Below are 10367 nucleotides of genomic sequence, written 5' to 3'. Positions count from 1 at the left end.
GCCGTGAGGGTTCCGGCGAATGGTTCCGAGAAGCAAAAGAGGCATTCCGACAGCTATGCGGACGGGTTTGACGAGCTTTTGAGGTGAAGTGGTGATTGGGGATGGTGTGGTTGGGATGGTTAGTGGGCGAAAGGTTGCGTACGGACGGATTCGCTGCATCTGTTGAGGCTTCGCATGGGCGAACGGTGGAAAGAAATCCTTTTGGTGCTCTTACGGTTGTATCAGCGGCTATTTGGCCTTTTTTCGACTGTTGCAAATTCTAACGGATGCTGTAGAGCTTATTTGCCTATTCTGATGGGCTTTGACCGATTTTAAGCGAAATAGGCTCGCTGACATCCGTTACAAATTTATCCCGCCTCATTTGTCATAAATAGCGGCTATGGCAACCGTTACAGAACGAAATTAGTGTGTCACTCTCATCTATTTTCAACGGTTCAGCGAAAACAACTTGCAAACAGGAACTAGCTGGAGGCATTTGCAGACCGAGCTGGCGCAAACGCTCGTACTTCCGCACAAAAAGAAGAAGAACCCCGGAGGGTTCTAATATGGTATAATCTAACTTGTAAAGCAGCTTGTGGTGATCGGCTTCCTCCCGAAAGGACGGAGGCTATTGGATAGTTTCTATACATGCAACGTACAACTCATGAATTATCTGTAGTCGAGAATGACAGCAAATTCATAATGATCAAGGTTGTGAAATCAAATTCATGTTGCGATCCTCGATAACGTCTTATTCACCGATACAATTTGGAGCTCCCAATTTAATGTACCAGGAATTCACTCCTGCCACACCGCTCCTTCCCTATATTGATTGTTATTGGATGGTAATGGGTGGAAAGCTCAGAACGACTCAGCAAAGCACTCTAAAGGTGTTGCCGGATGGATGCATCGACATCGTTTTTAGAAAATGTCATTCATCCGGATATGTGGGGACCCTTACAGGCGTTATGAGCGAATATATGGATGTGCCGATAAGCGAAGAAGTGTTTTTTATAGGGGTTCGTTTCCGTCCAGGCGGCGTGCGTGCAATTTTTCAAACAAATGTTGATTTATTCAGCGGACAAAGAGTGCATTTTTCAGATTTGAATACAACATGGACGGAACTGCAGGAAAGATTAAATGGGAATGAATTCCAATGCATGGATCTTTTGAATCGATATTTTTTAGCAACGATCAATAAAAATATAAACGTACAATTTAGTACCCACATGGCAAATATATTAGACCAAATCTACCATTATCAGGGCAATGTTACAATCCAACATTTAGCGAGAAGCGAGGGTTTGAGTACGAGACATTTACAACGACTATTTTACGAATGGACAGGGCTCAACCCCAAAACGTTTTGCCGAATTGTTCGTTTTCACTATACACTTAAGCAACTAAGCAAAGGTACATTTAGTTTGGATGGATACAGTGATCAAGCTCACTTTATTCGGGAATTCCGAGCCTTGTCTGGAGTTACTCCTTCACGGTTTATGTCCGATTTGTTCAATACACAAACGATGAATAGGATTAAACTATATGAGAATGAACGATTATGAAGGAAGGTGATCTAGATGAGACTGGACAACGTGCGGTTGCTTGTCTCTCGTTTCGACGAATGTTTGATTTTTTACAGGGATGTGCTCGGATTAAAGCTGACCTGGGGAGAGTTGGGGGGCAACTATGCCAACTTTGATACGGGGGATGGACTAGGATTAGGTTTGTATAAAAAAGAACTAATGTCCGAAGTGATAGGTACTACGAAATTACCCGTACGTTCTGAATCCCAGGACACATTTGTATGTATCTTCGAAGTGGACGATCTAGAACAAACGGTGAAAAACATTGAAAACAAAGGCGGGAGATGTCTGACGGAAATTCAAGATCGACCGAATTGGGGGATACGAGCCGTTCATCTGCGTGATCCCGATGGCAACCTCATAGAACTGTATTCAGAATTAGCAGCAGAAAAGTGGAGTGAAGACTTAATTGAATTAAGTAAAAGGTATGAATGATTATACTTTACGGGAACCTTTCGGGGTTCCTTTTCTTTTTGTTCAGAAGTACGAGCATACGCTCGGTTCACTCTTTCGTTGAAACCACTTCCAGCGAGTTCCTGTTTGCAAGCTGTTAGCGCCGTGACGTTGTAAGCAGTTTCCCGGAGAACCTGCGTGAACTTGCTGCAGAGACAGCGAAACCGTTCCGGACGCAGACTCTTGCCTCTCCACGCGGGAACGACTTGTCATGCTCGTCAAACCCGTCTGCATAATTGGCCAAGTACCCTCATAGACATGAACTAGTCATGAAATCATGGGAAGAGGGGATGAGGGCATGCGGAAAATCGCGGCAGCGGTAGTCATGATCGTAGCGATTACCGGCATATTGGCCGGCTGCGGCGGCACCAAGAGCGCCGAGGATGTGGTGAATGGTGTTCTGAAACAAGCGGAGGAGATGAAGAGCTACTTGGCAGAAGGTTCAATGGTGCTGCACACTGGGCAGGAACCGCAAACATACGGATTGGAAGTCTGGTACCAAACGCCGCATTATTATCGAATTGCGTTAATCAACCAGAAGAAGGATATCACCCAAATTGTACTGCGCAACGACGATGGCGTATTCGTACTGACGCCTCACTTAAAAAAGAGCTTCCGCTTCCAAAGTGACTGGCCGAATAATCAGGGACAGGTGTATTTGTATCAGACTTTGGCTGACAGCATACAGCAAGATCCAGAAAGGCAATTTGTCGCAGACCAAGAGAGCAGCGCTTATGTGTTCGATGTGAAAGCGAACTACCCGAACAGCTCGCTGTCGCGTCAAAAAATCTGGCTGGATCAAAAAGACTATGCGCCCCATCATGTGGAAATTACCGACGATCAGGGGCAGGCAGTAGTAGAAGTGCATTTCGAGCGATTTGAATTCAATGCTTCCTTCGATGCCGCTGACTTTGATATGCAGAAAAACTTGACGAGTTGGGATATTCGTTCCATGACTGTAACAGCTGATATAAATGGCGACGGGACCGATTCGGCGGAGCAGGCCGCGCCTACCTTCGCTGGTGTCATCGAGCCAGCCTATATTCCGGTTGGCGTAGAGCTGCTGGATCGGCAGGACGTGAAGCTAGGCGAGGAAACAGCTGTCCGGCTGCGTTACCAGGGGGACTACAACTATATGCTGCTCCAATCTGCTCCCCAAGCACAGACCGTCATGGCTGGAAGCGGGGAAGTCGTGGATCTTGGCTTTACCTTGGGCGTCCTGATTGGGGATGGGGTCAAAACCCTTCACTGGACGCTGGATGGGGTGGACTACCGATTGTCCAGCGAGGATTTGCCCCAGGAAGTGATGGTCCGTATCGCTCAATCAGTACAGGGCCAGTCTGCCAAGTAAGGGTTTACGGCCCCAGCGGCAGTCCCCAAACCGGTCGCAGCTGCAAATATCCGCATGCTGCGTACCGGTTTTGCTTTCGTTGACAGTCGTGTCGGAAGTGATTAACATAGAGGGTATCGCATGCCTGACTAAGAAAAAGAAGGTGAACGCGCATGGACCCTTATTTTCGTCCGACGCGGGTGGAAATCTCACTTGATGCGCTAGAGCACAACTATATGGCTTTCCGCCGCACTTTGCCGGATAGCCTGAAGATCATGGCTGTGGTGAAGGCGAACGCCTACGGGCATGGCGCAGTGGAAATAGCCAAGGAAGCCGTAAGATGCGGTGCGGATTATTTGGGTGTGGCTATTCTGGACGAAGCGATTGAACTCCGCAATGCGGGCATTAAGGCGCCGCTGCTGGTGCTGGGCTATTCGCCGCCAGAAGCGATTGAAACAGCCGTGAAGCATGATATTACCTTGACTGTATATACGGACGAGATGCTGGAAGCCGTTGAGCTCCGACCGAATCGCAGGGAACCGTTGAAAATTCATATTAAGCTGGATACGGGCATGGGACGTCTGGGCTTGGCGGAGGAGGAGATGGCCGTCCGGTTTATCACTCGGGCCATGCAGGCTGAAGGCGTGACGGTAGAAGGTTTGTTCACGCATTATGCCAAAGCGGATGAAGCCGACAAGCGCTATACGCTGATGCAGCATGAGCGCATACGTCGAATTGTAGCTCACTTTGAAGGTCGAGGGATTCGCTTTCCGCTTGTTCATGCAGGCAACAGTGCCGCTGCCATCGACACGCCCGAGCTTTCCTTCAATATGATTCGTCTCGGTATCAGCTTGTACGGCTTGTATCCTTCTGCAGAGGTAAATCGAACGGCTATCCAATTGGAGCCGGTCATGAGCTTTAAGACCGGAATTGTCATGGTGAAGACCTTGCCGCCCGGCTCAGGCATAAGCTATGGCTGTGTGTACCATACCAAGGAGAATGAACAAATCGTCACATTGCCTGTCGGTTATGCGGACGGCTTTACCCGCATGCTCTCCGGCAAGGCAGAGGTGTTGATTCGCGGCAAACGAGTGCCGGTGGTAGGGCGAATCTGTATGGACCAATGCGTGGTGAATGCATCGGAGCTGCCGCCTCTGCGCCTGGGCGAAGAGGTCGTGTTGATTGGCAGGCAGGGCGATCATTGCATAACAGCAGACGAATTAGCCGATATGCTCGGCACCATCAATTATGAAATTACTTGTATGGTGGCCAATCGGGTGCCCAAAGTATACGTGCGCGGCGGCAAAACGGTAACTGTTTCAAATCCGCTTCTGCATTAATTTACCAAGCAACATTTTTCACGCCGTTGACAGGAGATAACAGCTTGGCATCGAATAGGATATAGACAGCATATTATCTATACGGGATGCATATATTCCATTGTATAAATTTTCAGCATCAGCGACATACTGGTAATAATGGTTTTGGAATTGTAGTGGGGGTGCGAGATCGGTGAGCAACATGTCAAACACGAAACGAATCATGATTAGTCTACCCGACAATCTATTGCAAGAGGTCGACGGTATTGTGCAGCAGGAGAATTCCAATCGCAGCGAATTCATCCGGCAAGCCATGAAGGTGTATTTGCTCGAACGGAAAAAACGCCATCTACGTGAAACGATGCAGCGCGGATATATGGAAATGGCAAAAATCAACCTGAACATGGCATCGGAAGCGTTTCATGCGGAGGAAGATGCGGACAGTACTTTAGACCGCTTAGTAAGCGGGGTGTAGCGATTGATAGTCAAACGAGGCGATGTGTTCTTCGCTGATTTGTCCCCGGTGGTCGGTTCGGAGCAGGGCGGGGTACGGCCTGTTCTCGTTATTCAGAACGATATTGGCAACCGATTCAGCCCAACGGTCATCGTGGCGGCCATTACAGCGCAGATCCAGAAAGCCAAGCTGCCGACGCATGTAGAAATCGACGCCAAAGCCCATGGATTCGACCGCGATTCGGTCATTCTGCTGGAGCAGATTCGTACAATCGACAAGCAGCGATTAACTGACAAGATCACGCATTTGGAAGAAGAGATGATGCGGAGAGTGGATGATGCGCTGCAAATCAGCGTAGGTCTCATCGATTTTTAACAGGCATACGAGGGAAGAGGGCATGAGCTTCGCGGGAATTGCTTCACCTCGTAGGCGATTTAACGGGCCCCGCATGAGGGATAGGAATGAGCTTCAGCGTTCTGATTCACTCTTGCGGATGTTCCCATGTGCTGTGGTTTGCCAGCAGGGCTGTGCAGCCGGCATCAGAAAAGCTCCTTTGCAGGAGCTTTTCTGCCTTTTATGGAAAGTTTGGGGTCAGAGAGGAGAGATGGGGAATGGACAAGTCATCCGCAGAGGCGCAAGGGGGACAAGCCCCTGTAGTCGACGAGGCGTATGAGAAAGCGGTACAGGAAAGAATTCGCAAGCAAATTGCTGCGGAGCTGAAGTTATCCGCCAAGCAGGTAGAAACGACAGCCGCGCTATTGGATGAAGGGAATACGATCCCCTTCATTGCCCGATATCGAAAAGAGATGACCGGCGAACTGGATGAGAATGAACTGCGTGCGATTGAAGAACGATTGGGGTATTTGCGAAATTTGGAAAACCGCAAGCTGGAAGTGTTGCGGCTTATTGAGGAGCAAGGCAAGCTGACAGAGGGGCTGCGCGACGCGGTGCTGGCTGCAGGGAAACTGCAAGAGGTGGAAGACCTGTACAGGCCGTATAAGCAGAAGCGGAAAACCCGAGCCAGCGCAGCGAAGGAGAAAGGCTTGGAGCCATTGGCCGGCTGGCTGCTGGAGCAGCGCCAGACTGGCTCCGTTGAGGAGCAGGCAGCGAGGTATGTGTCTGAGGAAAAACAAGTGCTTACGGTTGAAGAAGCCTTGCAGGGTGCGATGGATATTATTGCGGAAGGCATCGCTGACGATGCGCGTATTCGCGCCTGGATTCGGGCGTTCACGCATGACCAAGGCACGCTGAAGACGGAGGCGAAGGATGCAGAGCAGGAGTCTGTATATGAAATGTATTACGCTTACAGCGAACCGGTTCGCAAGCTGCCGCCGCATCGCATTCTCGCTATCAATCGGGGCGAGCGCGAGGATGTGCTGAAGGTAGCGATTGAGACGCCTGTGGAGCGGATTCATGATTACATAGCGAGAAAGGTGATCAAGCGTGAGTCTGTCGCCAAACCCTGGCTGCAAGCGGCTCTGGAAGACGCCTACAAGCGCTTGATTGCGCCATCCATTGAGCGTGAAGTGCGCGGGGAGATGACGGAACGGGCAGAAGCGCATGCGATCGATATTTTTGCCGCTAATCTGCGCAATTTGCTGCTGCAGCCGCCAGTCAGAGGCAAGGTTGCACTGGGCGTCGATCCCGCCTACCGCACAGGCTGCAAGCTGGCGGTTGTCGACGATATCGGCAAGGTGCTGGAGGTGGCGGTTACCTATCCGACACCGCCGCATAACAAAATTGCCGAAGCAGAAGCCGTATTCAAACGGCTGATCCAGCAATATCATGTCGAACTGATCGTCATCGGCAACGGCACTGCCTCCAGGGAGACTGAGTTGTTCGTGGCCGAGCTCATCAAGAAACTGGGCCGGGACGAGCTTCGCTACATCATCGTGAATGAAGCGGGAGCAAGCGTTTATTCTGCCTCCAAGATTGCGCAGGAAGAATTCCCGGACTTCGACGTGGCGGAACGCAGCGCTGTGTCGATTGCCCGCCGCATCCAAGATCCGTTGGCTGAACTGGTCAAGATTGAGCCGAAGGCGATCGGGGTAGGGCAATATCAGCATGATGTTCAGCAGAAACGGCTGGAGGAGAGCCTGAAGGCAGTCGTGGAATCTGCGGTTAACCATGTAGGCGTTGACTTGAATACGGCGTCATCCTCCTTGCTTAGTTATGTGGCTGGAGTCAATGCGACGATCGCGAAGAACATCGTCAAATACAGGGACGAGAACGGCAAGTTCCGTGAACGTTCACAGGTTCAGAAGGTGCCGAGGCTCGGCGCGAAGACTTTCGAGCAATGCGTCGGCTTCCTGCGAATTCCGGACGGCGACAACCTGCTGGACAGTACGCCGATCCACCCGGAATCCTACCCGATCGTAGACAAGTTGTTCCGGTTGCTCGATGTCAACGAGACGATGCTGGGCACCCCGGAACTGAAGGAGCGGCTGCGTCAATTGGATGTCGAGCAGCTTGCCGAACAGTTGGAAGTCGGTGTGCCGACGCTTCGAGATATCATCGACAGCTTGCTCCGCCCTGGGCGCGACCCGCGCGAGGAACTGCCGGGTCCGATCTTCCACACAGATGTCTTGAAGCTCGAAGATTTGAAGCCGGGCATGGAACTGCAGGGCACTGTTCGCAATGTGATCGACTTCGGCGCATTCGTGGATATCGGCGTGAAGAATGACGGTCTTGTTCACATTTCACAAATGAGCGATCGTTATGTCAAGCATCCGATGGACGTGGTATCGGTTGGGGACACGGTTACCGTATGGGTGCTGCAGGTGGATGAGAAGAAGGGCAGAGTAGGCTTAACGATGCGCAAGCCGGGTTAAGGGCATAAAAAAGAGGGGATACGCGGCAGATCACGATGCGCGTATCCCTTTGTTATTGCCGTCGTGTATGAGGCTCAGACTCTTCGCTCTCCTCGCCGGCTTCTACATGACGCGTGCGGTAGAAGTACCAGCAGTCATTGAGCAGGCGAATCTGACGCCGGTCCTTGCTCTGATAAGCGCGCATCAATTGATTGTACAGCCATTTCGGCATAGGATCATATCCCCTTTCCAGCTGTCGAATCGTGGGTGGCGTGTAAGTGGATAGTTCCATGCTATGCTCCGCCTGGGCTGTTGTGTCTGTCCTATGTATCATTTGTGGAATAAATAAGCCAAACATGCACGACTTGAACGATTGGTCAGAACCGGCATGATGCAACTAGAGGAGTTGCTACTCGTGAAGCCCTTCAGCATCTTCCTCATACCACTGTTCCAGCTGCGCTTGAAGCGCGCGGATTTCGGTCAGCAGCGAGATGAGCGGGTAGTTCGATTCCTGCAGGGACGCGAAGGAAGCCTCCAGTTCATTCACGTACGTTAAACCGTGCGCCAACAGAAGGTGATCGTCATGCAGTTCCACGGACTCGCATTCCGCCAGAACCTTGGGCAGGTTCGGCTTGTCCGCTACAGTCAACTTGTCCAGTTCTTTGTGCAGTCGGCGGTTCAGCGCGCTCAGTTGGTAGGCATGCGTGGCCGGCATTTGAACAAACTCCAATTGCTCGCCGTCCTGCAGCAGCACATATTTCCATTTAGCCATGATCTTGCTTTCCCCTCTCTCCAGTCGTAAGCACTACTTGACAGTGTATCCTATGCGTCGGTTACAATTCAAGTGAGCATTAGGCGGAGGTGCAGACATGACCGATCAGGAACTGCAGAAATGGGTGGAAGCGATATCGCTAGCTTCCTTCGGGCGCCCTTTCCGCCATCGTGCCAGTTTTAACCGCAGACTTCGGGCGACCGGCGGGAGGTACTTTACAGGTTCCCATAATATAGAGATCAGCTGGCTGCAGTGGGAAAAGCACGGAGCCGATGAGGTGGAGAAGATCATCAAGCACGAGCTATGCCATTATCATTTGCATTTAACGAACCGGGGATACCGGCACCGCGATGCCGATTTCAAATACTGGCTGGCCCGCGTAGGCGGCAGCCGGTATTGCAAGCCTGTCGCCGATAGTAATCGGACCGTTATGCCGTATCGGTACAAGCTGACATGCCAGTCTTGCGGCATGCATTATTTGCGGAAACGGAAGGTAGATGTTTCCCGATACGTGTGCGGCAAGTGCAGGGGGAAATTGAAGTTGGAAAGTGTGGACACCCCTTGACTTGTTTTTAAGATCGTGATAAATTATATCTTGCATTCCCTGATAGCTCAGCTGGTAGAGCACTCGGCTGTTAACCGAGTTGTCGCAGGTTCGAGTCCTGCTCGGGGAGCCATATCGCCATCTACTCCCACATCAGCGTTCATCCAAGGCTAGTATGCATCACCGTCGACATTGGATGCCATGATGTGGGATTTGTTTACTCTTTACATGGAGAGGTACCCAAGAGGCCGAAGGGGGCGCTTTGCTAAAGCGTTAGGGTGTAACAGCCGCGGGGGTTCGAATCCCCCTCTCTCCGCCAGTTTTTCAGGATAAAAAATCCAGCAAAATAACACTTGTCAAGCGCGACAGTATCCGTTATAATAACACTTGTCGCCTCGAAGGGAACGCTGCTCTGCACAGTGGTTTTGCGAATGGCTGACAACTTGGAATCTGCTATTATGGCCCGTTGGTCAAGGGGTTAAGACACCTCCCTTTCACGGAGGTAACAGGGGTTCGAATCCCCTACGGGTCATTTTTTTCATCCCTTTTTACCTGAAGGGGTGAATTTCGAGCCATTAGCTCAGCTGGTAGAGCACCTGACTTTTAATCAGGGTGTCGAAGGTTCGAGTCCTTCATGGCTCACCATTTTTCTTTCATAATAAGGAAATTTCCCTCCTGCAACTTAGCGTAACAGGCTGCAAAGTCTCAAGACAGCTCAAGATGCAGCATATACGCGGTCGTGGTGGAACGGCAGACACGCTATCTTGAGGGGGTAGTGCCCAATGGGCGTGAGGGTTCAAATCCCTCCGACCGCATCCGAACGGAAAGCCTTGATGATTCAAGGCTTTTTTTGTTTTTATTCAATTTTTTCGTTTTTACTCCTCTACTTTGTCTGGCTTGACGATTGGCTTTTGCTGATCGACCTTGCCGATCGACCCTTGCCGGTGATGACGCTGCTTTGTCTGTAACTTTAACGGACACGGATGACTGTTAAAGGGCGTATAGTGCGTATTTTGACATTGTAACGGACATGGATGACCAGTAGCGCTGAGTTTGCCGGACAAATAGGCGTTTTCTGGCCTCTAATGGACATCGGTGACCGTTAGAAAATCGAAAGAAC

The 10367-nt window shown here is 50.7% G+C and carries 11 protein-coding genes and 5 tRNA genes; 14 read left to right on the top strand and 2 right to left on the bottom strand.

Annotation, left to right across the window (positions count from 1 at the left end):
• Positions 1 to 764: 764 nt before the first annotated feature.
• From XYCOK13_RS20830 to XYCOK13_RS20800, 7 genes are all read left to right on the top strand, one after another.
• On the top strand, positions 765 to 1544 hold the full coding sequence (locus XYCOK13_RS20830) for a helix-turn-helix domain-containing protein (RefSeq protein WP_213414175.1): 780 nt from the start codon (positions 765 to 767) through the stop codon (positions 1542 to 1544).
• Between the two features lie 15 nt (positions 1545 to 1559).
• Positions 1560 to 2000, top strand: a complete 441-nt coding sequence (locus XYCOK13_RS20825; protein WP_213414174.1) for a VOC family protein — start codon at positions 1560 to 1562, stop codon at positions 1998 to 2000.
• A gap of 316 nt (positions 2001 to 2316) precedes the next feature.
• The gene (locus XYCOK13_RS20820; protein ID WP_213414173.1) at positions 2317 to 3369 is read left to right on the top strand and encodes a LolA family protein; all 1053 of its coding nucleotides are present in this window, start codon (positions 2317 to 2319) and stop codon (positions 3367 to 3369) included.
• Between the two features lie 152 nt (positions 3370 to 3521).
• Positions 3522 to 4688 (top strand): alanine racemase, encoded by a 1167-nt coding sequence (alr, locus tag XYCOK13_RS20815; RefSeq protein ID WP_213414172.1) that lies wholly within the window; start codon positions 3522 to 3524, stop codon positions 4686 to 4688.
• 172 nt (positions 4689 to 4860) lie between these two features.
• Positions 4861 to 5142, top strand: a complete 282-nt coding sequence (locus XYCOK13_RS20810; RefSeq protein ID WP_280520926.1) for a CopG family ribbon-helix-helix protein — start codon at positions 4861 to 4863, stop codon at positions 5140 to 5142.
• A gap of 3 nt (positions 5143 to 5145) precedes the next feature.
• On the top strand, positions 5146 to 5496 hold the full coding sequence (locus XYCOK13_RS20805; protein WP_213414171.1) for a type II toxin-antitoxin system PemK/MazF family toxin: 351 nt from the start codon (positions 5146 to 5148) through the stop codon (positions 5494 to 5496).
• A 236-nt stretch (positions 5497 to 5732) separates the two neighbouring features.
• Positions 5733 to 7952 (top strand): Tex family protein, encoded by a 2220-nt coding sequence (locus XYCOK13_RS20800; RefSeq protein WP_213414170.1) that lies wholly within the window; start codon positions 5733 to 5735, stop codon positions 7950 to 7952.
• A gap of 52 nt (positions 7953 to 8004) precedes the next feature.
• On the opposite strand, the gene cmpA is transcribed toward XYCOK13_RS20800, so the two are convergent.
• Both cmpA and XYCOK13_RS20790 read right to left on the bottom strand, forming a co-directional pair.
• Positions 8005 to 8163: a cortex morphogenetic protein CmpA gene (gene cmpA / locus XYCOK13_RS20795; RefSeq protein ID WP_213414176.1), complete on the bottom strand. Its 159-nt coding sequence runs from the start codon at positions 8161 to 8163 to the stop codon at positions 8005 to 8007.
• Positions 8164 to 8340: 177 nt separating this feature from the next.
• On the bottom strand, positions 8341 to 8703 hold the full coding sequence (locus XYCOK13_RS20790; RefSeq protein WP_213414169.1) for a hydrolase/acyltransferase: 363 nt from the start codon (positions 8701 to 8703) through the stop codon (positions 8341 to 8343).
• Positions 8704 to 8800: 97 nt separating this feature from the next.
• Between XYCOK13_RS20790 and XYCOK13_RS20785 the strand changes: the two genes are divergently transcribed.
• From XYCOK13_RS20785 to XYCOK13_RS20755, 7 genes are all read left to right on the top strand, one after another.
• On the top strand, positions 8801 to 9268 hold the full coding sequence (locus XYCOK13_RS20785; protein ID WP_213414168.1) for a SprT family protein: 468 nt from the start codon (positions 8801 to 8803) through the stop codon (positions 9266 to 9268).
• A gap of 36 nt (positions 9269 to 9304) precedes the next feature.
• Positions 9305 to 9380, top strand: a tRNA-Asn gene (locus XYCOK13_RS20780).
• A gap of 97 nt (positions 9381 to 9477) precedes the next feature.
• A tRNA-Ser gene (locus XYCOK13_RS20775) sits at positions 9478 to 9566 on the top strand.
• 141 nt (positions 9567 to 9707) lie between these two features.
• Positions 9708 to 9779, top strand: a tRNA-Glu gene (locus XYCOK13_RS20770).
• Positions 9780 to 9816: 37 nt separating this feature from the next.
• Positions 9817 to 9892: transfer RNA gene (locus XYCOK13_RS20765), tRNA-Lys, on the top strand.
• Between the two features lie 88 nt (positions 9893 to 9980).
• A tRNA-Leu gene (locus XYCOK13_RS20760) sits at positions 9981 to 10062 on the top strand.
• Positions 10030 to 10215: a hypothetical protein gene (locus XYCOK13_RS20755; RefSeq protein ID WP_213414167.1), complete on the top strand. Its 186-nt coding sequence runs from the start codon at positions 10030 to 10032 to the stop codon at positions 10213 to 10215. Before XYCOK13_RS20760 ends, XYCOK13_RS20755 begins: the two co-directional genes overlap by 33 nt.
• Positions 10216 to 10367 lie beyond the last annotated feature (152 nt).

The sequence above is a fragment of the Xylanibacillus composti genome, assembly GCF_018403685.1.
GTDB lineage: Bacteria > Bacillota > Bacilli > Paenibacillales > K13 > Xylanibacillus > Xylanibacillus composti.
Note: the sequence above shows the minus strand (reverse complement) of the source record. Positions and strands in the feature narration are given on the sequence as shown.

Coding starts and splice junctions, on each gene's coding strand:
- XYCOK13_RS20820 (WP_213414173.1), top strand. CDS start 2,317: ATGCGGAAAATCGCGGCAGCGGTAGTCATGATCGTAGCGATTACCGGC.
- cmpA (WP_213414176.1), bottom strand. CDS start 8,163: ATGCCGAAATGGCTGTACAATCAATTGATGCGCGCTTATCAGAGCAAG.
- XYCOK13_RS20790 (WP_213414169.1), bottom strand. CDS start 8,703: ATGGCTAAATGGAAATATGTGCTGCTGCAGGACGGCGAGCAATTGGAG.
- alr (WP_213414172.1), top strand. CDS start 3,522: ATGGACCCTTATTTTCGTCCGACGCGGGTGGAAATCTCACTTGATGCG.
- XYCOK13_RS20825 (WP_213414174.1), top strand. CDS start 1,560: ATGAGACTGGACAACGTGCGGTTGCTTGTCTCTCGTTTCGACGAATGT.
- XYCOK13_RS20830 (WP_213414175.1), top strand. CDS start 765: ATGTACCAGGAATTCACTCCTGCCACACCGCTCCTTCCCTATATTGAT.
- XYCOK13_RS20785 (WP_213414168.1), top strand. CDS start 8,801: ATGACCGATCAGGAACTGCAGAAATGGGTGGAAGCGATATCGCTAGCT.
- XYCOK13_RS20800 (WP_213414170.1), top strand. CDS start 5,733: ATGGACAAGTCATCCGCAGAGGCGCAAGGGGGACAAGCCCCTGTAGTC.
- XYCOK13_RS20755 (WP_213414167.1), top strand. CDS start 10,030: ATGGGCGTGAGGGTTCAAATCCCTCCGACCGCATCCGAACGGAAAGCC.